The following is a 21,756-nucleotide window of genomic DNA, read 5'->3' as shown; positions in this document are numbered from 1 at the left end:
TTATTCTGTCCCGGGTTCCTCCCTCTCGGCGTTATCCCCCCCCCCCCCCCCGCGCCGCCCCCCCCCCCCCCTTCGTTGCCCCGGCGCCCAAACCCCACCCCCGCCACCTGCGGCGCGACCCCCACCGGGCCCCCGGACGGCCCCGGGCCCGGAGGGGGGCGCCGGTCCCGACCCGGGGGTCCGGACGGGGGCGCCGGACGACAGAATGGGGTGATGAGCGTGACCATCGACATCGCCGGGCTCCCCGTGGAGCGGATCGCCTTCGCGCCCTCCCCGCTCGCCGAGCTCTGCATGACCCTGCACGCGCTCTCGCAGCCCGCCCACCACCCGGCGCTGCATTCCTGGACGAGGACCACCACGGCCTCGCTCGACCCCTGCTTGGCCGAGCGGCTCCTCGAGGCCGATTTCATGTGGCGCAGTTCCTTCTCCGACATCTTCATGGCCTTCGCCGGCATTCCCGGCGGCAGCGGTCGCCCCGGGGCGACCCTGGCCGAGGAGCTGGACGTCCTCGACCGGATGGACGACGAGCGGTTCGTGCTGGCCGCGCTGGAGCACTGCTGGCTGGCGCTCTACAACGAGGGCGGCGCCCCGTCCCCGCTGACCGATCCCGCCGCCCGGGCCAAGGCGCTGGAGACGGCGGCCGCGCGCGGTCCGGGGCGGCTGGAGTTCACGCGGCGGCTGCTGGACGACACCGGGGGCGTGCGGGTCTGGCTGCGGCGGCTGCTGGAGGACTGCGACCAGGCCTTCTTCGCGGAGACCTGGCGGCGGATCGAGCCGCGCCAGACGGCCGACGCCCGGCACAAGACGGAGGTGCTGCGCCACCGGGGGCTGCCGGCGGTGCTGAAGGAGGTGTCCTCGGCGCTGGGCGTGGACGAGGCGCACACCGTGATCACCGCCGACAAGATGGTCAACGGCCAGGCCACCGCCACCGATCCGCAGGTCGGGCCGGGCCTGCTGTTCGTCCCGACGAACTTCGGCTGGCCGCACCTGCTCGTGCTGCACGCGCCGGGCTGGATGCCGGTGGTCCACTACCCGCTGGAGTCGCCGGAGCTGGCCTCGGAGCCGCCGTCGGTGGAGCAGGTGCAGCGCCGGATGGAGGCGCTGGCGCACCCCATGCGGATGCGGCTGTGCCGCAGCCTGGCGCGGGCCCCGTACACGACCAGTGAGCTGGCCCGGGTGTACGGGATATCGGCGCCGGAGGTCTCCCGGCACCTGGCCGTGCTGAAGCGGGCAGGGCTGATGCAGACCAGGCGTCAGGGGCGCTACGTGCAGCACCAGTTGGACCTGTCGGTGGTCGCGCGCATAGGCCCCGACCTCATCGAGGGGATCCTCCGCTGAACACCCGGTCCGGCGCCGGGCGATCCGGGGTGCGGACAGTGGCCGGATTTCGCCGTTCCCCGTCGGCGCGGACCGACCGATATCCGGATTTCACAAACCGGAAGCAGTGAAAAGTCTGGCGACGGCGGCCGATTGCTGCCTAACGTGCCCCCACCGCTCACCCCGCAGGTCGCTCCACCCGCAGTCGCCTCCGTGCCGTGAAAGGACTTTCATGCCTTCTCGCCGTATAGCCGCAGCCACCGCCGCCCTGGCGGCCGCGGCCCTCGTCTCCCCGCTGCTCCTCGCCGGCCCGGCCGGCGCGTCGAGCCCGCAGAGCGACGCCGCCCGGGGTGACGCCCTGGCCAGGAAGCTGGTCAAGGAGGCGACCGGCAAGGGTGCGAACAATCACCTGAAGGTCTTCCAGTCGATCGCCGACTACAACAACGGCACCCGCGTCGCCGGGTCGAAGGGGCACGAGCAGTCCGCCAAGTACGTCGAGGGCGTGCTGAAGGCCGCCGGGTACGAGGTCTCGCGGCACGAGTTCGACTTCGTGTACGTCGAGACGATCGCGGAGACCCTGAAGGTCGACGGGGCGAACGGACGGGACGTCCCGCTCAAGCTGATGACGTACACCGCGAGCGGCCCGGAGGGCGGGGTCACCGCCCCGGTCGCGGTCGTCCCGGTCGACGCGGACGGCTCCAACGGCTGCGAGGCCTCCGACTTCGCCGCCGGGGCCTTCACCGGCAGGATCGCCCTGGTCAAGCGCGGCGGCTGCACCTTCGCCACCAAGCAGGCCAACGCGGCGGCGGCCGGTGCGGTCGGCGCGGTGATCTACAACAACACCGCGGGCGCCCTGAACGGCACCCTCGGCGACCCGAACGTGGGCAAGGTCCCCACCGGCGGCATCAGCCAGGCCGACGGCGAGAAGCTGGCCGCCGAGGCCTCCGCCGGGCCGGTGGAGGTGACCCTCGACGTCCGCCAGTTCCGCGAGAACCGCAAGACCTGGAACGTCGTCGCCGAGACCAAGGGCGGCGACGCGGACAACACGGTCTTCCTCGGCGCGCACCTGGACTCGGTCGCCGCCGGTCCCGGCATCAACGACAACGGTTCCGGCTCGGCCGGCATCCTCCAGGTCGCGCAGCGCCTCGCGAGCGAGCAGAAGAAGATCAAGAACAAGGTCAAGTTCGCCTGGTGGTCGGCGGAGGAGTTCGGCCTGCTCGGCTCGGAGGCGTACGTGGCCTCGCTGACCCCGGAGCAGAAGAAGCAGATCAAGCTCTACCTGAACTTCGACATGATCGCCTCGCCCAACGCCGCCTACTTCGTCTACGACGGCGACGACTCCGACAAGGTCGGCTCGGGCCCCGGCCCGGAGGGTTCGGCGCAGCTGGAGAAGCAGATCACCGACTTCCTCGACGCGCAGAAGATCCCGCACGAGGGCAGTGACTTCACCGGCCGCTCGGACTACGGCCCGTTCATCGAGGCGGGCATCCCGTCCGGTGGCACGGACACCGGCGCCGAGGGCATCAAGACCGCCGCGCAGGCCGCGAAGTTCGGTGGTCAGGCGGGTGTCGCCTACGACGTGAACTACCACGGCAAGGGCGACGACATCACCAACATCGACCAGAAGGCCCTCGACATCAACGTCGACGTGATCGCGAACGCGGTCGGCCACTACGCCTACGACCTGGCCCCGCTGTCGCAGCCGGTCGTCTCGAAGCCGACCACCGGCTCGGGCAACGGCGGCGGTCTGCGCCCGGGCCACGACCACGAGGCCGCCGAGTAGCAGCGGCGGGGGGCGGTCACCGTCACGGAGGGGCCGGCGTTCGGGGGGATGCCGGCCCCTCCGCCACGCCCGGCGGGAGGGCCGGGAGGGCCTACCCGCCGAGGGCCGGGCCCGGGACGCCGACCGGCTGGAGCAGCCAGCCGAAGTCGCCGAGGCCGCCGCGCGCGGTGAGCTCGGCCGCCTCCCCCGCCGAGGCCAGGGCGCGCACGTAGCCCGCCGGGTCGGTGGAGGCCAGGGCCAGCGGGGGCCGGCCGCCCGAGACGCCGAGGGCCGTGAGCGCCTCGCGCTGGGTGAGGAGGCGGGCGCCCGGGCCGGCGCAGGAGTCGAGGGCGACGTGCGCGGTGACGTCGCGGCCGCCGTCCGGGACGGGGGCCACCTCGCGGCCCTCGCGGAAGCCGGTGAGGGTGCCGTACGGGGGGCGGGCGGCGCGGGTGTGGGCGTAGTCCACGGCCACCGCCAGCCCCCGCTCCAGGGTGGCGACGGCCGCCGCCCAGGCCTCGTCGCGAGCCCGGCCGATCTCCGCCCGGCCCTCCCGCTCCCCGCCCGGCCACCACCGCTCCAGCCAGGCCCGGTCGGCGGACTCCAGCGGGCCGCCCGGGGTCTCCGTGCCGTCGGGGGCGACCAGGACGTACCGGCCGTCCTCGGCGATGTCCAGCGGTACGTTGTCCAGCCACTCGTTCGCGAACAGCAGGCCCGTCGTCCCCGCGGGCGGCGCGTCCACCCAGCGGATCCGCGGGTCCAGCCCCTCGGGGGCGGCGGCGCGCTCGACGGCGTACGGGACCACCCGCGCGGCCGTCGCCTCCGGCAGGGCGGCGAGCACCCCGGCCAGCAGCTCGCCCCGCCCGGCGCCCACGTCCACCAGGTCGAGCCGCTCCGGATGCCCGAGCTCCGCGTCCACCGAGGCCAGCAGCCGGGCCACGGCCCCCGCGTACAGGGGGGAGGCGTGCACGGAGGTCCGGAAGTGCCCGGCGGGCCCGGGACCGCCCGGCCGCACGTAGAAACCGCCCGGCCCGTACAGCGCGGCCTCCATGGCCGCCCGCCACCGGACCGGCTCCCCGGCACCACCCTGAGCGTTCATCCCGCTCAGGTTAAGGGCACCCTCCACCTTGGGGAGTACTCCCCCGTCACAGGGATCGCACCTGTGGTTGACTCCAGCACCTATCCCCTTTCCCTACTCTGGGTTACGTGCAGCGCCTCTACGACTTCATCCGCAGACACCCGACGGGCGTCGACAGCTTCTGGGCTGTCCTCTTCTTCGGGTTCTCGATGCTGAACGTCGCCGACCTCGGCGGGGCGAGCCGGACGCTGCGGCTGGCGACGGTGCCCGTCGTGGTCGCGCTGACCGCCGTCATCGCGCTGCGCCGCAAGTGGACCGGGCAGATGTTCTGGCTGACGGTGGGGGCGGGCCTCTACCAGCTGGTCATCGGCTCGCAGGCGCAGTTCTGCGACATCGCGATGCTGGTGGTCCTCTACACGGTCGCCGCCTCCGGCGACGTCCCGCGCTGGATGTCGCGGACGGCGCTGGTCTCCGGGCTGCTGGCCTCCCCGCTCTACTTCGTGCGGTTCGGCGTCGACAAGAGCGAGAGCCCGGCGCAGGAGGTCCTGTTCGTCCTGTTCATGCTGGTGCCCTTCGCCCTCGCCTGGGTGCTGGGCGACTCGCTGCGCACCCGCCGCGCCTATTACGCCCAGCTCGTGGAGCGCAACCAGCGGCTGGAGAAGGAGCGCGAGGCGCAGGCGAAGGTGGCGGTGGCCGCCGAGCGGGCCCGGATCGCCCGCGAGCTGCACGACGTCGTCGCGCACAACGTGTCGGTGATGGTGGTCCAGGCCGACGGGGCCGCGTACGTCATGGACGTGGCGCCCGAGCAGGCCAAGGAGGCCCTCCAGACCATCTCGGGGACGGGCCGCCAGGCCCTCGCGGAGATGCGCCGGCTGCTGGGCGTGCTGCGCACGGGCGAGCCGCAGGAGTCCGAGGACTACGTGCCGCAGCCGGACGTGGAGCAGATCGAGGTGCTGGTCGAGCAGGTGCGGGCGGCCGGGCTGACGGTGGACTTCGAGGTGGAGGGCACCCCGCGCAAGCTGCCCAGCGGGGTGGAACTGACCGCGTACCGGATCGTGCAGGAGGCGCTGACGAACACGCGCAAGCACGGCGGTCCGGACGCGCGGGCGAGCGTACGGCTGGTCTACTTCGACGACGGGCTGGGCCTGCTGGTCGAGGACGACGGCCGGGGCGCCGCACACGAGTTGTACGAGGACGGCGGCGCGGACGGCGCCGGGCACGGACTGATCGGCATGCGCGAACGCATCGGTATGGTCGGAGGCACCCTGGACGCGGGCCCCCGGCCCGGCGGCGGCTTCCGGATCAGTGCGCTGCTCCCGCTCAAGAAAAGGTGATTGATGTCCATCCGAGTGATGCTGGTCGACGATCAGGTGCTGCTGCGCACGGGCTTCCGGATGGTGCTCGCCGCCCAGCCGGACATGGAGGTCGTCGCGGAGGCCGGGGACGGTCTGGAGGCGCTGGAGGTGCTGCGGGCCACGAAGGTGGACGTGGTGCTGATGGACGTGCGCATGCCCCGGCTGGACGGGGTGGAGGCGACGCGGCGGATCTGCGAGCCGGACGAGCACCCGAAGGTGATCATCCTGACCACCTTCGACCTGGACGAGTACGCGTTCTCCGGGCTGAAGGCCGGGGCGAGCGGCTTCATGCTGAAGGACGTCCCGCCGGCGGAGCTGCTGGCCGCGATCCGCTCGGTGCACAGCGGGGACGCGGTGGTGGCCCCGTCCACGACGCGGCGGCTGCTGGACCGGTTCGCGCCGATGCTCCCGACGACCGCGCAGGAGCCGGAGAACAAGGAGATCGAGCGGCTGACCGAGCGCGAGCGGGAGGTCATGCTGCTGGTGGCGCAGGGCCTGTCGAACGGGGAGATCGCGGGGCGGCTGGTGCTGTCGGAGGCGACGGTCAAGACGCACGTGGGCCGCATCCTGACGAAGCTGGGGCTGCGCGACCGGGTGCAGGTGGTGGTGCTGGCCTACGAGACGGGCCTGGTGCGGGCCGGGGGCGGCCCGCAGCTGTAACCCCGCGCGCGGTAACCCCGCGAGCGGTAATCCCGCGCGCTAGCCGCGCTGGACGTACTCGCAGGTGTTCGGGACGAGGTGGTCCAGGGCGGCCTGGTCGGCCAGGACGATGTCGGCGTCGGCGAGGCTCTCGCCGCAGTCGATCCGGTCGTAGCCGCCGTTGCGGCTGATGATCGTGTCGTTGCCGCCGCGTCCCTCGAAGGTGTTGGAGCCGGCCGGGGCGTTCCAGCCGTCGGAGTCGATGAGCCGGTCGGGGCCGCTGCCGCCGATGAGCATGTCGTCGCCCGGTCCGCCGGTCAGGTCGCCGGGGATGGACGTCTCGTTCCTGACCACGTCGTCCCGGTCGCCGAGGGACGCCTGCAGGCGGGTGACGGCCGCCGAGTGTCCGCAGCGGATGATGTGCGGGTTGTCGTTGAACCGGGAGCAGCCGGAGCCCGGGACCATCCGGCTGGTCTTGTCCTCCACTTGGAGCCAGCCGCCGGGGGTGCTGAAGGTGACGGTGTTCGTCGCCCCGGGCTGCGCGGTGAAGACCACCTGGTTGTTGTCGCGGGACACGATCGCCGGGGCGGCGGAGGCCGGGCTCGCGAGGACCGTGGTGAGGGTGAGCGCGGCCAGGGCGGGGGCGGCGAGGCGGGCCGGGCGGGAGAGGAGCATCGGGGCTGTCCTTCGGTTGCGGGGCGCGGACCGGATCGAGGGTCCGTCCCGTCCGGCCCTACCCCGCACAGCCGTGGGATTCGTGTGTTGATCGTGGAGTTACCCCGACCGGCCTACGGCAGCGGGGGGATCGCCGTGCGCAGGTGGGTCAGCAGGGTGGAGAGGGTCTCCCACGCGGCGGGGGCGGTGCCGTCCCCCAGCGGGTAGTGCAGACCGGGCCTGCGCTCCGGGCCCACCTGGACGGGCTTCAGCGCCAGCGGGGGCCGGCGGGCCTGCGTCAGGGTGACCTCGGTGACGCCGCGGGCGCCGAGGGTGAAGGACACGGGGACGGCGGGGGCCGTCAAGCGGGGGGTCAGGGTCAGGTCCCGGCGGCCGGGGCCCAGCGAGACCAGCATGCTGACCAGGCCGTGCCCGGAGACCAGGGCCCCGGCGAGCTCCTCGACGGCGTCGAGCGGTACGTCCTCGTCCGGCCCGTACCCGAGGGACAGGGTGGCGTCCTCCTCGACCCCGGTCGCGGTGCGGGTGACGCGGACGGTGGCCAGCGCGGGCCGTTCGGGGCGGCCGACGGCGGTGACGAGGGTGGGCTCGGGCATCCGGGCGCGGGCGAGGTCGGTGAACTGGCGCGGGGACCAGGGCAGGTTGACGGGTTCGGCGGTGCCCCAGCCGGCCGGGCCCGCGCCGGTGAGGGCCTGCCAGGCGGTCTCCAGGGCGCCGCCGAGCAGGGTGTCGGCGTCGGCGGGGTGCTCGGTGCGCAGGTGGACGGTCAGCCGCCGCTCCCCGGCCCCGCCGGCGGGCCGCCGGAAGGCGTCGGCGAGCCGGGCCTGGCCCTGCGCGTCGCGGGCGGGGGCGAAGGTGCCGTCCTGCCAGGCCAGGACGGCTCCGGAGAGGCCGTCGTAGTAGCCGCAGTCGGGGTCCTGGACCACCCACCGGTTCGGCACGCCGGTCAGCACGGTGCGCAGCGGCAGGCTGAGCCGGCAGTGGGCGGGGGTGACGATGTGCAGGGCCGCGCCGAAGGCGGCCGTGGTGCGCAGGACGTCCGACAGCCAGGCGGTCAGCGGGACCACGGGCCGGTCGGCGAGGACGACGGCGGTGGACTCGGTGACCACGTCGACGGTGGGCAGGGCCCCGACGGGCGCGGGCGCCGCCGAGGCCTCGGAGCCGACGGGCACGGTGGTGACCCGGCCGGCGCCCTCGGGCCAGACGGCCCCGCCGAGGACCTCGGCGAGCCGTCCGGCGACGGCCCCGGCGAGGTCGGCGGCCTCGGGCACGGCGGTGGAGGCGCGGGTCTCGGTCCACCAGACGGGGGTGGCGGACGGGGTGCCGAGGAGCCGCTGGGCCTCGCCGGGGACCTGGACGAGGACGGGTGCCTCCACCGAGACCAGGGGCCGGCCGCCCGCGCCGAGGAGCTGGACGACGGCCCCGTCGCCGGCGCTCGCCGCGTCCAGGTCGGCGCCGCCCGCCGCGAGGGCCACGAGCAGGGCGGCGGCGTCGGGCATCTTCGGGGTGAGGGCGATGACGTCCTTGGTCACGGTGTCACGGCGCTTCCTGGGTCGGCGGGGCGGCGAGGTCGGCGAGGGCGGTCTGGACGATCTGGTGCGGGCGGCCGCGCCGGACGAACGTGCCCCGGCCGGGCGGCTGGGCGCTGGCGTAGAGCCCCGGGAACAGCTGGCCCTCGGAGCGTTCGCCGTTCATGACGAGGGCGGTGGTGCCCGATTCGCGCAGGGTGGTCAGCAGCGGTTCGTACAGGGCGCGGGAGGAGCCGGCGACGCGGCGGGCGATGACGAAGTGCAGCCCGATGTCCTGGGCGGACGGCAGGTAGGGCACGAACGCCTGGAGCGGCTGCTGTCCGGCGGTGGTGAGGATGTCGTAGTCGTCGACGAGGACCACGATGCGCGGTCCGGTGAAGCCGGGGCCCTCGCCGGGGTCGGCGTCGGGGTCGAGGCCGTCCTCGGGGAGGCGCTTGTCGAGTTCCTTGGCGATCCCGGCCGACAGGGCGCCGGCGATCTTCGCGTTGTGGGCGTAGCCGCCGCGGTAGGGCTCGGGGACGACGCCGCGCAGGCCGCGCCGGGGGTCGTAGACGGCGAAGACCAGTTCGTCCTCGCCGTGGCGGGCGATGAGCTGGCGGGCGACGAGGGCGAGGAGGTTGGTCTTGCCGCACTCGTTGTCGCCGAGGACCAGCAGGTGCTGGTCCTGGCCGAACAGGTCGAGGAGGACGGGCGCGAGGACGTCCTGGTCCACGCCGACGGGGATGCGGTGCGGTTCCTCCCCGGCGGAGGGCAGCCGGTCGGCGGCCAGCCGGGAGGGCAGGACGCGGACGGGGGAGGCGAGTTCGCCGTGCCAGGTGGCGCCGATGGTGCCGGCGGCCTCCTCCAGGGCGGCGGCCAGGTCGGTGGTGCCCTCGCGGGAGTCGATGCGCGGCAGGGCGGTCTGGGCGAACAGCTTGCCGTCGGTGAGGACCCGGCCGGGGGTGTCCGGGGAGATGGTCTCGGACAGCTTGCGGTCGATGGCCGAGTCGGAGGGGTCGCCCAGGCGCAGTTCGACGCGGCCGCCGAAGAGGGACTGGTTGGCGATGCGGACGTCGTTCCAGCGCAGCATGCCGGCGACGACGTGGATGCCGTAGCCGCCGCCGCGCTTGAGCAGGTCGGTGACGGCCTCGTCGAGGGCGTCGAACTCCTCGCGCAGGGCACCGTACCCGTCGACGAGCAGGACGATGTCGGTGGAGCGGAGTTCGGGCAGCCGGCCCTGGGCGCGCAGGGACCGCAGCTGGTCGACGGAGTCGATGGAGTGCTCGCGGAACAGCTGCTCGCGGGCGGCGAGCATGGCCCGTACCTCGGCGACCGTGCGGGCGGCCCGTTCGCGGTCGGCGCGGCCGGCGATGCCGCCGACGTGCGGGAGCCCGGCGAGGGCGGCGAGGCCGCCGCCGGCCAGGTCGAGGCCGTATATGGCGACGTCCTGGGGGGTGTGGGTCAGGGCCAGGGAGAGGGCGAGGGTGCGCAGCAGGGTGGTCTTGCCGGACTGGGGGCCGCCGGTGACGGCGGTGTGCCCGCCGGCGACGGTCAGGTCGAGCTCCCAGGGGCCGCGCCACTGCCGGGCCGGGTCGTCGAGGACGCCGAGCGGTACGCGCAGCGGGGCGCGGCGCGGCTTGTCGAGGGGGCCGGTGCCGCCGGGGCCGAGCCGCAGCCCGTGCTCGGTGACGGACAGGGGTCCGGCGGCGGTGTCGAGGGGGACGGCGTCGGGCAGCGGGGGCAGCCAGATGCGGCGGACGGGCGGGGCGGCGTCGGCGAGCTGGTCGACGATGACGGAGAGCACGCTGGGCCCGGTCTCGCGGGCGGTGGCGGTGGGCTTCTCCTCGGCGGGCTCGGCGGGGCCGGTCTCGTCCTGGAGGGTGTTGAAGGTCGGGTAGGCCAGGGCGAGGGGGCCCTCTTCGGCGGCGCCGGGTCCGGCGGCCGGGCCCCGGTAGCGGCCGGAGACGTAGCCGGCCTTGAAGCGGGTGTAGGTGGAGGTGTCCACCTTGAGGTAGCCGAAGCCGGGCAGCGGCGGCAGCAGGAAGGCGTCGGTGGTGTCGAGGACGGTGCGGGACTCGTCGGCGGAGAAGGTGCGCAGGCCGAGCCGGTAGGAGAGGTAGGTGTCCAGGCCCTTGAGCTTGCCGCCCTCGATGCGCTGGCTGGAGAGCAGCAGGTGCACGCCGATGGAGCGGCCGATGCGGCCGATGGACAGGAACAGGTCGATGAAGTCGGGCTTGGCGGTGAGGAGTTCGCCGAACTCGTCGATGACGACGAACAGGTGCGGCAGCGGCTCCAGTTCGGGCTTCTCGGCGCGCAGGACGGCGTAGTGGCCGATGTCGGCGACGTTGCCGGCGTCCTTGAGGACCTGCTGGCGGCGCTTGACCTCGCCGGCGAGGCTGGTGTGGACGCGTTCGACGAGCCCGGCCTGGTTCTCCAGGTTCGTGATGACGCCGGCGACGTGCGGGAGCTTCTCGAAGGGGGCGAAGGTGGCGCCGCCCTTGTAGTCGACGAGGACCATGGCGAGGTCCTCGGGCGCGTGGGTGGTGACCAGGGCGAGGACGAGGGTGCGCAGCAGCTCGCTCTTGCCGGAGCCGGTCGCGCCGACGCACAGGCCGTGGGGGCCCATGCCGAGCTGGGAGGACTCCTTGAGGTCGAGGAGGACGGGGCCGTGGCGGTCGTCGACGCCGATGGGGACGCGCAGGAAGTCCCGCTCGTTGCGGGGGGCCCACATCCGGTCCACGTCGAGGCGGGCGGGGTCGTCGATGCCGAGCAGGCCCATGAAGTCGACCGGGCCGGAGACGGGGGTGCCCTCGGCGACGGACTCGGCGGACAGCCGCAGCGGGGCGAGCATCCGGGCGAGGCCCTCGGCCGTGGCGGGCCCGAGTGCGTCGGTGAGGCCTTCGGCGGCGGGGGCCTGCGGGGTGCGCAGGTCGCGGACGGTGACGTGGCAGCCGTCGGGGCCGCCGGAGCCGGTGACGGTGATCCGTATCGCCACCTCGTCGGGTTCGTGGACCTGTTCGGCGAGGAGGTGGATGACGGTGGTGTTCATGTCGGCCAGGCCCACCGCGCTGTCGGGGCGGGGCAGTTCGACGGCGTTGTCCCCGTACTCGTCGCTGACGACGAGCAGCCGGCCGGCGAGGGCCAGCGCGCGCCGGTCGGACAGGCCGCGGCGCACCTCGGCCGCGTACGAGGCGCGGCGGCGCAGGTCGGGGGCGAGAACCCCGGCGGCGAGCTGGGGCAGGCTGGGGGCGATCCGGCGGGCGGCGACCGGCCCGTCCTGTTCCTGCTGGTCGAGGACGTGGGGCAGCCACTTGGCCCACTCCCAGTCGTCGAGCCGCTCGCCGGGCACGCCGAGGGCGACGGCCACGTCGTCGGGGGCGTGCAGGACGGCGGTGTGGGCGAGGAGGGCGCGGGCGACGCCGAGGACGCCTTCGCGGTCGCCGATGATGCTGACGTTCCCGGCCCGGTCGAGGGGGACGGTCAGCGGGAAGTCGCTGGCGCGGGCGAAGCGGGCCATGAGGGCGCCGGCCTCGTTGAGCATGAAACGGTCGGGCGGGGTGAGGACGTTCCCGGCGCCCGGCGCGAGGGCGATCTCCTGGACGGCGACGGCTCCGGTGCCCAGGCGCGGGCGCAGGAAGTCGGCGTCGGCGCGGCGGCGTTCCCACAGCCGGGCGGGGTCCCGTACGAGGTCGTAGAGGGCTTCCGGCGGGGGGTTGAGGCGGCGGGCCTCGTCGCGCAGCGCCTTCTCGCGGGCGCCGAGTTCCTCGCGCTGCTCCTCCAGGTACTCCAGGTAGCGCTCGCGCTGGGCGCGGCGGGTGCGCTGGGCCTTGCCGCGCTGGGACCAGAACAGGGCGATGGCGCCCATCAGCGCGAAGACCAGGACGATCGCGCCGACGGCGGCGAACTGGCTGTTGCGGACGACGGTCATCATCACGACCGAGCCCATGACGCCGGCCATCGGCAGCAGGGCGGTGGCCGGGCTGCCGATCTTCCCCTCGGGGAGGTTCGGCGGGGCTTCGACGACGCGGGGTTCGGCGGGGGCGAGGGGGAGGGTGCCGCGGGCCGGGCGGTGGACGAGCTGCTGGGTCACCGGGCGCCGCCGGCCACCGGGAGGGCCACGGCCCGCTGGAGGACCTCGGCGGCCAGCCGGACGGCGGCCTGCCGGGTGCCCTCGCCGAGCAGTTCGGTGCGGACGGAGCCACCGGAGGCGAGGTGGCGGTCGTAGGGCAGGACGACGACGCCGGCGCCGGTCGCGGCGAGCTTCTCGGTGGCCTTGGCGAGGTCGACGGCCGGGTGCGGGGACTGCACGGTGAGCACGACGACGGTGCGGGGCAGGACGGGCACGGGCAGGGTGGCCAGCCAGTCGAGGACGGCGTGCGTGGAGACGAGGCCCTCGGCGGTGGCGGGGGTGGTGAGCACGCGGGCGTGCGCGGTGTCGAGGGCGGTACGGGCGACCTCGCCGGGGAGGGTCTCGCAGTCCACGACGGTGACGCCGAAGTAGCGGCGCAGGGCGACCATGACGGTCCGGTAGGTGGCGACGTCGACCTGGGCGCCGATGCGGCCCTGGCTGCCGGGCAGCAGCCAGCCGCCGTCGGGCAGCGGGACGAGGTAGCCGGTGATGTCGGTGAGCTGCATGGAGGGGCGGACGATCTGGGCGAGGTCGCCGCAGGTCCAGCGCAGGGACTCGACGCCGAGCCGGACGGGCAGGGTGCCGAGGGCGGCGTCGGCCTCCAGGGTGAGCACCGGGTCGTGGCGGAAGTGGTTGTAGGTGCGGCTGAGGAGGGCGGTGACGGTGGTCTTGCCGGAGCCGCCGCGGATGCTGGTGACGACGATCTGCCGCCCCGTGGTGACGGGCTGCTGCACCTGGGTGGCGAGCCCGGTCTCGGCGGTGACGGCCTTGGCGGCGGAGGACCCGAGGGCCCCGCGCAGGGTGCGCAGGGTGCGGCGCATCAGGGGGTCCCCGTGCCGGGGCCGCCCGACGGGCGCGCCGGCCCCGAGCACGGGCACGGTCTCGGGCGCGGCCCGGCGGGCGGTGTGGGGCTGCGGCTGGTAGGCGGCCTGCGGCTGCGCATACGGGCGCCCGGGCTCCTGCGCGACGCCCCCCTGCCCGCCGTCGGCGGGCCAGGGGCCGCGGGCGGGACCGACGGGCGCGGCGTGCCCGTCTGGCGCCGGGTACGCCTGGGCGGGGGACGCCTGGGCGGGGTCACCCGGCCAGTCGGCCCGGGCGGGGCTCTGGTGCGGGAGCGCGGCGTGCGCCGGGTCCAGGCCGTGCGCCGGGTACGCCCGGGCGGGGTCACCCGGCCACTGGCCCTGGCCGGGCCCGGCGGGCGCGGCCTGCCCGCCGTGCGCCGGGTACGCCCGGGCGGGGGCTCGGTCGGGGGTCCCGGGCGGAGCCGGGGTGGTGGCCGGGCCCGTGCCCGTCAGTTCGCCGAGGACGCCGGCCTGCCAGTCGTCCTGGCGGTTCGTGTCTGACATGTCTGAGTCGCAACCCTTACGCGAAGGTGCCGAGCAGCCGCCCGTACACGCCGAACACCCCGATGAGCAGCGGGAACAGCACGATGACGCCGAAGGACTCGGCGGCGTCCCCGAAGCGCCGCAGCCGGACCCGTACGTGCTCGGGCGGCTGGACGGCCAGCACCCCGAGCGCCGCCAGCGCCAGGGCGAGGAGGACGGCCAGCGGCCCGGCCGCACCGGCCCGCCCGGCCCACACCAGCAGCGCGGCCACGGCGACGGCGGCCCCGGCCAGCAGCAGCGCGACCACCTCCGCGACGAGCGGGAAGGCCCGCGCGCGCAGCCACAGCACGGCGGCGACCGCCGAGGCGAGGGACACCGTCCAGACATCGGGTTCCGTCAGCGCGAGCACCCCGGCCGCACCCGCCGAGACGGCGGTGGCGAGGGTGGCCAGGGCCATGCCCCGGTGGGTGGCGCCGAGGGCGGTGGCGACCTTGTACCGGCTGACGGAGGCCCCGCGGGCCCGCTGGTCGTCGAGGCCGGTGAGCCCGGCCGCGGCCAGCGCGAGCCGCGGCAGCACCCCGAGCAGGACGACGGAGACCACGGCGAGCACGGCTCCGGTACGGGCGCCCGCCTGCCCCTGGGCCAGGGCCACGCCCTCCCAGATGGCGGTCAGCCCGGCCACGGCGGCGGCCCCGACGAACCCGCCCCGCCCGAGCGGCGTGAACCACCCCAGCAGCGCGAGCGCCACGGCCAGCGCGAGCGCGACGGCGGCCAGCCGGCCCATCGCGTGCCAGTGCTGCGCGTCGCCCAGGGTCCACGCCCCGAGCACCCCGACCGCACCGGCGGTCGCGAGCAGCGCGGCGGCGAGCCCGGAACCCTTCATCCGGCCCGCGACGGCCCCGACGGCCCCGCACACGGCGGCGGTCGCCAGCAGCACCCCGGCGACGGTCCCCGGCGCGAACGCGGCCCGGGCGAACCAGGCGGCGACCAGCGCCCACAGCACCAGCCCGGCCCCGGCGGTGACCCGCCGCGCGGACGGCCGCCAGCGCCAGGCCCGTACGTCCAGGTCCTCGGCGGCCTCGTCGGTGACGTCGTGCACCACGGGCGCGGACGGCACGTCCTGCACCCGTACGAGCCGCAGCACGGCCCCGTCGGCGACGCCCGCGTCCTCCAGCGAGACCCCGTGCTCCAGCACGGACCCGTCCGCGGTGACCAGATGACGCAGCATCGGCTGCGTGGCCACCCGGTCGTCCAGCATCCGTATGACGTCGGGCAGCAGCCGCCCGACGGGCTCCCGGGAGGGGAGTACGAGATCCATCCGCCGCCGCTGACCGACCAGGGTCACCCGGCTGAGCGCCGTAGCGCTTCCCGCCCCCATGCTCACCACGCGTTCGAACCTATCACCGAGTTCTGACCTGTCCTGGCGTCCCGACCTTGCCGATCATCCGGTGCTGGATGAAGGACCAGCCGACGCATCCGGCGCACAGCACGGCCGCGATGACCAGCCCCGCGACGGCCTTGCCGATCCGCTCGTCCGCGACCCGCCGGCCCCGCTGCGCACCGAACAGCACGGCGTCGCGCAGCCGGCGCCGCCGCACCGCGACGGACTCCAGCAACTGGCTGTCGTAATCCTCAGCCGCCACCCCGGCCTCCCTTCCCCGTGTCGCCCCCGAACGCTAGTACGCCCCTTGACGACGGCGAAACCAGCACGTCCGGTTGCGCGGTGCGCCCGCCCGTCCGCGCGGGCGGGCCACAGGCAAGCGCTCAGCCGGAGACGGCCGCCACGATCTCCCCGATGAGGCGGGCCGCCTTGAGCTCGTCGAGCTCGGCCAGACCGGCCTCCTTCAGCTCCGTCTCGCCCGCGGGGATCAGGTCCGTCGGTGCCCAGCGCAGGTCGTGGCCGAACAGCTCGTCCCGCTGCCCGTCGCGCGGCGTCCGCCGCCGCATGAGGGGCCCCTGGCCGTCCTCCGCCGTGTAGTACGCGGTCCGCCCGTCCGCGTCGAGCGCGTCGAGGACGGTGTCGCCGAGCTGGGTGACGGGAGGGTTGCCGAGGTAGTCCGCGAGCGCGCCGAGCCGGAAGCTCACGCCCGTCAGGTCGAGGGCGCCGCGATTGTCCCGGAGGAACTCGCCGCCCCGCTCGTAGAAGAGGACCAGCGGCTCGTAGAGGTCGGGGAGGCCCGCGAAGGCGGCCGGGTCCTGCGCCCTGAGCGCCGCCAGGCGGACGGCGCCGGAGCAGGTGTTCCGTACCTCGGCGTCGGGCAGGCGCCGGAGGAATTCCGCGAGTTCGGCTTCCGCCTCCGGGGAGAGCCGGAACGCGGGGTCCACGTGGCCGGTGACGTCGGAGAAGGGCCAGCCCGCCTCGGCCGCCGGATACGCCCGGGCCCACACGGCCGCGCGCCGCAGGTACTCACGGAACAGCACCCGGCGCGACTTGACGTGCCCGAACGCGAAGTCCCAGTCGCTCGCCCACGGTACGGCGCGGAGGCGGTTCAGCACGGCGTCTGCCGTCCGGTCGGTCACTTGAGCTCAATTCCCTTCGCGCGCAGCATGTCCTTCAGAACCGCCACCACGTCGTCGATGTTGGACAGATCGGACGCCAGGTTGACCTCCGGGACGTCGAACCCTGCCCTCTCCCACTGGCTGAACCCGCCCCTGCGCTCGTTCACCGCGAGGTCGTGGGCACCGGCCTCGTCGGGCCTGCCGGGGAATTCGCGATAGTACTCGATCGGGCCGTCGCCGTTCTGGAACGACTCCCACAGCTGCGGGGCGTCGACGGTGTAGGGCAGACCTGCCTCCATCAGCTGGCTCTCGACGTATTCGTGCCCGATGTACCGCTCGAACTTCGTCGCCTCCTCCGGGGTCAGTTCGCGCTTGCCCGCGGCCTCCCAGATCTCCGCGATGTCGCTGCGCGGCGTGAAGTAGCCGTGCCGGGAGAGCGCGGGCCCCTCCGGCACCACGTGCTCGGTGAGGAAGAAGTGGGTGCGGACCCGGTCCAGCACCTTCGTGCTGATACCGGTGTTGTCGGAGATGGCGCCGATGTCCAGGTGTTCCGGGTTGGCTCGGACCTCGTCGTAGAACTTCGCCGCCTTGACGTGCTCGGGGGTGGGTTCCTCGATGTAGCGCGCACCGTCCGGCCGGGGCTCGGAGCCGCCGGGGAGGATCCCGTCGTCGGCGCCGCCGCCCGGACCGTCGTGGCCGCCACCGCCGCCGCCCGGGCCGTCGCCCTGGTGCGGGACGCCCGGACCGTCGCCGTGGCCGCCGCCGCCGTGGTCCCCGCCGTGGCCGCCGCCGTGGTCGCCGCCGGTGGAGGGGGTGTCGCCGTGGCCGCCGCCCGTGGGGGTGGTGTCGGTGCCGCCGTGGCCGCCGGTGGGGTTGTGGCCGCCGGGTTCGGTGTGGCTGTTGTGCGGGGTGTGGTCCGCGGTGCCGCCGGGGGTGTGGTCGGCCGCGCCGCCCGGGGTGTGGGTGGTGCCGCCCGCGATGGGGTGGTCGGCGGTGCCCGTGACGTGGTGGGTGTTGCCGCCGCCGACGGTGACTTCCTGCTTCTTGGGGAGTTCGGCGAGGGGGTGGTCGGGGCCCTTGGGGACTGTGGTGAGGTCCTGTTTGGGGAGGCCTTGGTGGTCGAGGAGTTGGTGGGTGGTCTTGTCGTAGAACTGGGGACGGCCCAGGGCGTCGTCGGGGAGGCGGACGGTGTCTTCGGGGTGGGGGAACTTGACGCCGGGCATGTCGGCCTTGGGCAGGTCCTTCCACACCACGTCGGTGATCTTCGGGAAGGCGCCGTCGGCTTTGCCGAGGTTCGTGAAGAGGTCGCCGATCTTGACCTTGGCGAGGGAGCCGGCCTTGCCGATGTAGGTCATGGGGTCGATGAGGCGGCCGGCTTTCCCGGCGACGCTGATGACCTTGGCGACCGTGCCGGCTTTCGCGGCGGTGCCGGCGCCGCCGGTGAAGACGGTGGTCAGGACGTTGAAGGTGACCGCGCCGGCCGCGCGGGCGGGGTTCTTGCCCCACTCGTCCCACGCGACGAGGGCTTTGCCGGTCTCCTTGACCGCGGTGCGCGAGTCGCGGATCCAGGAGGGGAGGTCCTTGTCGTCGGCCATCCAGAACGCGGTGCCGACGCCGGGGAGGGAGGCGATGGCCAGGCCGGTGGCGAGTTTGGCCAGGCCGGTCCAGGCCTGGCCGGCCTTGTCCCAGCCGTCGACGCCGACCAGGGTGCCAAGTCCGCGGATGGTGCCCCAGATCCCGTCGACGATCAGGCCGTCCCAGACGAAGGACTTGACCCAGTAGCCGATCTCCCAGGCGCGGTGGGTTTCTTCGAGTTGGGAGCCCCAGGGCAGGTCCTGTGCCTTGTTGAGGTCCTCGCCCTTGTAGCCGTACATGTTCGCGCCGTGGGAGCCGTCGTCGGCGGTGAGGGGGGCGGCGCAGTAGAGGGCGCGGATCTTGTTCGCGCAGGTGCGTTCGGCGGCCCAGAACGCGGAGACGGCGGCGTTGACGTCGTGGATCAGATCGTTGTTCTCGTCGATCTTGTCGCCGTCGTCCTTCCAGTGCTTGTCGCCGCTGATCTTGCTGCTGAAGGTGGTGGCCTTGGCCTGGAGTTCCTTCAGGCGGGCGACGATCGGCCTCGCCTCGGTGATGTATTCACCCAGTGCCTTCGACGCGGATTCCAGCTGGTCGGCGAAGAAGTCGCTGTCGGTCTTGACCGGTTTGGTCGTCGCGAACAGCTTCTCCGCCTCGGGAGCGGAGTAGAACGCGGACAGGCCCTGGAACTCGGAGTCCACGTTCGACCCCGCGTCACGGAACGTCCCAGCCGCCGTGTCGATCGCCGTCTTGTTCTTCTCCAGCGCGTCCAGGTCACCCGTGAACAACGGAATCGTGCACGGATTGATCGGTACGTGGTCGGTCATTTCTTGTCCGCCCCCGGCAGGTCGATCTTCGGCTCCTTGAGCGCCTCGTTCTGGGCGTTCTGCGCCTGTTCGATGTTGCCCTGGACGTACGCCGTCGTGGCCTTGATCGCCCCGTTCAGCGAGGCCTCCGTGCGCGCCGAGATGAAGGCCAGCCGCTGCTGGTGGGAGGCCATGAGCTCACCCAGCGCGCCGGCGATCGGCCCCATGCCGCCGCTCTCGCCGGCGCCCCCGCCGGGCGAGACGGTGCCGGCGTGCTTGGCCGCCTCCGGCAGCTCCTTCTGGAGCGACGTGCCCGCCTTCTGGAAGCCTTCCGCTGCGGTGATCGTCTTGTTGACGACCCCCTGCACACCGGACGGCTTGATGTCCCAGTCCATGACCTACCCCCGTGTCCCCGTGAACCTGCGTCCGGTGCTCCGGCCGGCGTCAGCCGATGCCGTCGACCGCCGCCTTGGCCTTCGCGAGCGTCGCCTGCGCGGTCGCGTCGTTCTGCTCCAGCGTGCTGCGCACGAGGCGGATGATGTCGCGCACCTCGTTGGCCGCCTTGTTCCAGCGGACTTCCTTGCCGTGGTACTCGTCCGAGACGCCGTCGGCCGTGAACTCGGCCATCGCCGCCTTCACCGCCGCGTCACGGTCGCCGAGCACCCGCTCCAGCTGGCCGATGATCCCGCCGAGGCCGCCCTGGACCTCCACGGAGGCGGCGACGTCGTACGAGGTGCGGTCCTGGTTCTGTCCCATGTCTCCTCAATCCCCCGGGTTTCAGCGGGCGCCGAAGCGGGCGGCGTCGAAGTTGGCGGAGCCCATGTTCTGGTGGGCGTTGTCGCCCTGCTCGTGGGCACCGCTGGTGAAGGACGTGTCCATGCCGCGCTGGCCGCCGAGGATGCCCTGCAGCGAGCTGTTCAGCTCCGCGGTGATGGCGTCCGAGCGCCGCTTGAACGAGTCGAACGCGGTCCGGCCGACCCCGTTGAACTTGCCCTCCAGCGGGTCGGCGGCCGCGACCAGCAGCTTGATCAGCGTGCCGAGGTCGTCGCTGGAGCCGCTCGTGGCCTTGCCCAGCTCGGACAGCGTGGTGCTGCCCATGTCGAACTTCATTCACCCACCCCTGACGTGTTGAGCCGTCACTTGCGTTCGTGACCTGTCTACCGAAGGGACGTTGCGAACACAAACACGGTTTCAGCTGGCCGGAACCTCTGTCCGAAAATCGACCTGGGCGCTGTTTCAGGCCATCCAGCGGTCGGGCCTCGCCGACGCGCGGGAGGTGCGGGAGCGGTTCGCCTGGGCGTACAGCAGGGCGCCGGCCTCGTCCGCCGCGCGGAGCCGGGCGGTGACGGTGTTGCCCGCGCCGGTGTCCACGTGCACGTCGGCCACCCCGCGGATCCGCTCCCAGGGGCCCCGGGTCAGGCGCACGCTCTGCACTTTCGCGTGCGGGACGATCTCCGTGCGTCGGCACAGCAGCCCGCGCCGGGCCGCGAACAACTCCGGCGAAACGGCCAGCCCGTACCCCCTCCACCACACCGGCACCACCCACCGCGCCCCGCGGCGCGGCGACGGCGCGAAGACCAGGGCCGCCGGGTCGGCGCCCGGCAGCACGCGGGCGATCAGGGCGTGGGCGGCCTCGCGGCCGGCGACCGGGACCAGGATCCCGTTCTTGGAGCCCGCGACGTTCAGCTCCACCCGCACCCAGCCGCGCCGCCGCCACAGCAGCGGCTCCACGATCCGCACGGTCTGCACCCGCCCCGGCGGGACGGTCTCGTGGGCCCGGTCCAGCAGCCCGTGGTCCAGGCGCAGCCCGTCGGGGGACTCGGCGACCCGCCAGTCGTACCCGGTGAGGAAACGGGTGGCGCTGCCCTTCCAGCCCGCGCCCAGCAGCGGCAGCAGGGCGACCAGGGCCGCCCAGGGGTTGGAGCTGAGCGCCCACACGAGCACCGGCCCGCCGACCCCGGCGGCGACGGCGGCCCACACGTCGAGGCTGAGCAGCAGGGAGACCACCAGGTCGCGGACCGGGACCCGCAGCAGCTCGCGCTCGGGGGCCTCGCCGAGGGCGGTGGCCTCGGCGGGGGCGAAACCCGCGGCCCGGGCCAGCAGCTCGGCGCGCAGGGCGACGGCGTCGCGTTCGGCGAGGAAGGCCAGCTCGTCCTTGTCCTCGGTGCCGATGACGTCGATGCGCAGGGCGGCGACCCCGGCCACGCGGGCCAGCAGCGGCCGGGTGACGTCGATGGCCTGGACCCGGTCGAGGCGGATGTGGGCGGTGCGCCGGAAGACCAGGCCGGTGCGGATGCGCAGCTCGGTGTCGGTGACGGCGTAGTGGGTGAACCACCAGCTGAGGAAGCCGTACGTGCCGAAGACGAGGACGAGCCCGGCCAGGACGGCCAGGCGCAGCCACACGGGCAGGGCCAGCGCCCACTCCTGGGCCCGTTCGCCCTGCTGGGCGACGAGGCCGACGGTGGCGCCGATCGGCACCCAGGCCCGGCGCAGCGGGGTCAGGACGTGCAGCCGCCGTTCGGCGCCCGGCGGGGGCGGGGTGGCGGGGGCCGGGGCGGGGGCCGGGACGGGGGCGGTCACAGGCCGGCCGATCGGGCCTCGCCGAGCTCCGTGAGCCGGTCCCGGAGGCGTTCCGCCTCGTCCGGGGCCAGGCCCGGGATCTTGGCGTCGGTGGCCGCCGCGGCCGTGTGCAGCTGGACGGAGGCCAGCCCGAAGCGCCGCTCCAGCGGGCCCGAGGTCACCTCCACCAGCTGCATCCGCCCGTACGGGACGACCGTCTCCTGCCGCCACAGCACCCCCCGGCTGATCAGCAGGTCGTCGGCGCGTTCGGCGTAGCGCCAGGAGCGCCAGTTCCGCCCGAGCAGCACCCAGCCCCAGACCAGCGGCAGCAGCCATATCGCGCCGAAGGCCGCCCATCCCGCCCCGGCGAGCAGCCCCAGCGGGAGGGCGGTCGCGAGCGCGAGCACGACCGTCCACACCACCAGCAGCAGCCGCCGGAGGGACAGCAGCCCACCCGGCAGTCCGGCCCATGCGGGCCGCTCCGTCTCACCCGTCGTCCCCGTTTCCATGGGCCCAGCGTAGGGCTGCGACAATG

General features: G+C 74.1%; 18 protein-coding genes. 4 read left to right on the top strand and 14 right to left on the bottom strand.

All coding sequences use genetic code 11. The annotated features are described in order from the left end of the window. The first annotated feature begins 213 nt into the window (after positions 1-213). Entirely contained in the window at positions 214-1,338 is a 1,125-nt protein-coding gene (locus ACFVXK_RS10550; RefSeq protein ID WP_389611113.1) for a DUF5937 family protein, read from the top strand. Between the two features lie 211 nt (positions 1,339-1,549). After that, on the top strand, positions 1,550-3,100 hold the full coding sequence (locus ACFVXK_RS10545; RefSeq protein WP_389611112.1) for a M28 family metallopeptidase: 1,551 nt from the start codon (positions 1,550-1,552) through the stop codon (positions 3,098-3,100). A gap of 91 nt (positions 3,101-3,191) precedes the next feature. On the opposite strand, the gene ACFVXK_RS10540 is transcribed toward ACFVXK_RS10545, so the two are convergent. Then, a complete protein-coding gene (locus tag ACFVXK_RS10540; RefSeq protein WP_389611111.1) occupies positions 3,192-4,178 on the bottom strand; it encodes an SAM-dependent methyltransferase in 987 nt (328 codons plus the stop codon). Positions 4,179-4,285: 107 nt separating this feature from the next. Between ACFVXK_RS10540 and ACFVXK_RS10535 the strand changes: the two genes are divergently transcribed. Both ACFVXK_RS10535 and ACFVXK_RS10530 read left to right on the top strand, forming a co-directional pair. Continuing rightward, positions 4,286-5,491 (top strand): sensor histidine kinase, encoded by a 1,206-nt coding sequence (locus tag ACFVXK_RS10535; RefSeq protein ID WP_389611110.1) that lies wholly within the window; start codon positions 4,286-4,288, stop codon positions 5,489-5,491. A gap of 3 nt (positions 5,492-5,494) precedes the next feature. Next, on the top strand, positions 5,495-6,172 hold the full coding sequence (locus ACFVXK_RS10530) for a response regulator (RefSeq protein WP_389611109.1): 678 nt from the start codon (positions 5,495-5,497) through the stop codon (positions 6,170-6,172). Positions 6,173-6,211: 39 nt separating this feature from the next. On the opposite strand, the gene ACFVXK_RS10525 is transcribed toward ACFVXK_RS10530, so the two are convergent. The 13 genes from ACFVXK_RS10525 to ACFVXK_RS10465 all read right to left on the bottom strand — a co-directional run bounded on the left by ACFVXK_RS10525 (position 6,212) and on the right by ACFVXK_RS10465 (position 21,730). Then, entirely contained in the window at positions 6,212-6,826 is a 615-nt protein-coding gene (locus ACFVXK_RS10525; protein WP_389611108.1) for a hypothetical protein, read from the bottom strand. Positions 6,827-6,939: 113 nt separating this feature from the next. Further along, a complete protein-coding gene (locus tag ACFVXK_RS10520) occupies positions 6,940-8,355 on the bottom strand; it encodes a DUF6177 family protein (RefSeq protein ID WP_389611107.1) in 1,416 nt (471 codons plus the stop codon). 4 nt (positions 8,356-8,359) lie between these two features. Further along, positions 8,360-12,421, bottom strand: a complete 4,062-nt coding sequence (gene eccCa, locus ACFVXK_RS10515; RefSeq protein WP_389611106.1) for a type VII secretion protein EccCa — start codon at positions 12,419-12,421, stop codon at positions 8,360-8,362. Then, positions 12,418-13,806, bottom strand: coding sequence for a hypothetical protein (locus tag ACFVXK_RS10510; protein ID WP_389611105.1), 1,389 nt, complete (start codon positions 13,804-13,806; stop codon positions 12,418-12,420). The genes eccCa and ACFVXK_RS10510 overlap by 4 nt, the downstream gene beginning before the upstream one ends. Positions 13,807-13,822: 16 nt before the next feature. Beyond that, complete coding sequence (eccD, locus tag ACFVXK_RS10505; protein WP_389611116.1) at positions 13,823-15,163, bottom strand: type VII secretion integral membrane protein EccD; 1,341 nt, start codon at positions 15,161-15,163, stop codon at positions 13,823-13,825. A gap of 22 nt (positions 15,164-15,185) precedes the next feature. Continuing rightward, complete coding sequence (locus ACFVXK_RS10500) at positions 15,186-15,428, bottom strand: hypothetical protein (RefSeq protein ID WP_385872668.1); 243 nt, start codon at positions 15,426-15,428, stop codon at positions 15,186-15,188. 121 nt (positions 15,429-15,549) lie between these two features. Then, positions 15,550-16,305 (bottom strand): hypothetical protein, encoded by a 756-nt coding sequence (locus ACFVXK_RS10495; RefSeq protein WP_389611104.1) that lies wholly within the window; start codon positions 16,303-16,305, stop codon positions 15,550-15,552. Beyond that, the gene (locus tag ACFVXK_RS10490; protein WP_389611103.1) at positions 16,302-18,683 is read right to left on the bottom strand and encodes a hypothetical protein; all 2,382 of its coding nucleotides are present in this window, start codon (positions 18,681-18,683) and stop codon (positions 16,302-16,304) included. The genes ACFVXK_RS10495 and ACFVXK_RS10490 overlap by 4 nt, the downstream gene beginning before the upstream one ends. Further along, a complete protein-coding gene (locus tag ACFVXK_RS10485; RefSeq protein WP_389611102.1) occupies positions 18,680-19,057 on the bottom strand; it encodes a DUF6507 family protein in 378 nt (125 codons plus the stop codon). Before ACFVXK_RS10485 ends, ACFVXK_RS10490 begins: the two co-directional genes overlap by 4 nt. 49 nt (positions 19,058-19,106) lie before the next feature. Further along, positions 19,107-19,418, bottom strand: coding sequence for a pore-forming ESAT-6 family protein (locus ACFVXK_RS10480; RefSeq protein ID WP_389611101.1), 312 nt, complete (start codon positions 19,416-19,418; stop codon positions 19,107-19,109). Between the two features lie 21 nt (positions 19,419-19,439). After that, on the bottom strand, positions 19,440-19,772 hold the full coding sequence (locus tag ACFVXK_RS10475) for a hypothetical protein (RefSeq protein WP_389611100.1): 333 nt from the start codon (positions 19,770-19,772) through the stop codon (positions 19,440-19,442). A 126-nt stretch (positions 19,773-19,898) separates the two neighbouring features. Continuing rightward, positions 19,899-21,242 carry a PH domain-containing protein gene (locus ACFVXK_RS10470; protein ID WP_389611099.1) on the bottom strand — a complete coding sequence of 448 codons (1,344 nt, stop codon included), beginning with the start codon at positions 21,240-21,242 and terminating at the stop codon, positions 19,899-19,901. Beyond that, complete coding sequence (locus tag ACFVXK_RS10465) at positions 21,239-21,730, bottom strand: PH domain-containing protein (RefSeq protein WP_389611098.1); 492 nt, start codon at positions 21,728-21,730, stop codon at positions 21,239-21,241. The genes ACFVXK_RS10470 and ACFVXK_RS10465 overlap by 4 nt, the downstream gene beginning before the upstream one ends. Between the last annotated feature and the right edge of the window lie 26 nt (positions 21,731-21,756).

This window comes from Streptomyces sp. NPDC058157 (assembly GCF_042884105.1).
Lineage (GTDB): Bacteria > Actinomycetota > Actinomycetes > Streptomycetales > Streptomycetaceae > Streptomyces.
Note: the sequence above shows the minus strand (reverse complement) of the source record. Positions and strands in the feature narration are given on the sequence as shown.

What these genes read in the sequence shown, in the direction of transcription:
- ACFVXK_RS10550 (WP_389611113.1), top strand. Translation starts at nt 214, where the DNA reads ATGAGCGTGACCATCGACATCGCCGGGCTCCCCGTGGAGCGGATCGCC.
- ACFVXK_RS10545 (WP_389611112.1), top strand. Translation starts at nt 1,550, where the DNA reads ATGCCTTCTCGCCGTATAGCCGCAGCCACCGCCGCCCTGGCGGCCGCG.
- ACFVXK_RS10540 (WP_389611111.1), bottom strand. Translation starts at nt 4,178, where the DNA reads ATGAACGCTCAGGGTGGTGCCGGGGAGCCGGTCCGGTGGCGGGCGGCC.
- ACFVXK_RS10530 (WP_389611109.1), top strand. Translation starts at nt 5,495, where the DNA reads ATGTCCATCCGAGTGATGCTGGTCGACGATCAGGTGCTGCTGCGCACG.
- ACFVXK_RS10525 (WP_389611108.1), bottom strand. Translation starts at nt 6,826, where the DNA reads ATGCTCCTCTCCCGCCCGGCCCGCCTCGCCGCCCCCGCCCTGGCCGCG.
- ACFVXK_RS10510 (WP_389611105.1), bottom strand. Translation starts at nt 13,806, where the DNA reads ATGTCAGACACGAACCGCCAGGACGACTGGCAGGCCGGCGTCCTCGGC.
- eccD (WP_389611116.1), bottom strand. Translation starts at nt 15,163, where the DNA reads ATGGGGGCGGGAAGCGCTACGGCGCTCAGCCGGGTGACCCTGGTCGGT.
- ACFVXK_RS10490 (WP_389611103.1), bottom strand. Translation starts at nt 18,683, where the DNA reads ATGACCGACCACGTACCGATCAATCCGTGCACGATTCCGTTGTTCACG.
- ACFVXK_RS10485 (WP_389611102.1), bottom strand. Translation starts at nt 19,057, where the DNA reads ATGGACTGGGACATCAAGCCGTCCGGTGTGCAGGGGGTCGTCAACAAG.
- ACFVXK_RS10480 (WP_389611101.1), bottom strand. Translation starts at nt 19,418, where the DNA reads ATGGGACAGAACCAGGACCGCACCTCGTACGACGTCGCCGCCTCCGTG.
- ACFVXK_RS10475 (WP_389611100.1), bottom strand. Translation starts at nt 19,772, where the DNA reads ATGAAGTTCGACATGGGCAGCACCACGCTGTCCGAGCTGGGCAAGGCC.
- ACFVXK_RS10465 (WP_389611098.1), bottom strand. Translation starts at nt 21,730, where the DNA reads ATGGAAACGGGGACGACGGGTGAGACGGAGCGGCCCGCATGGGCCGGA.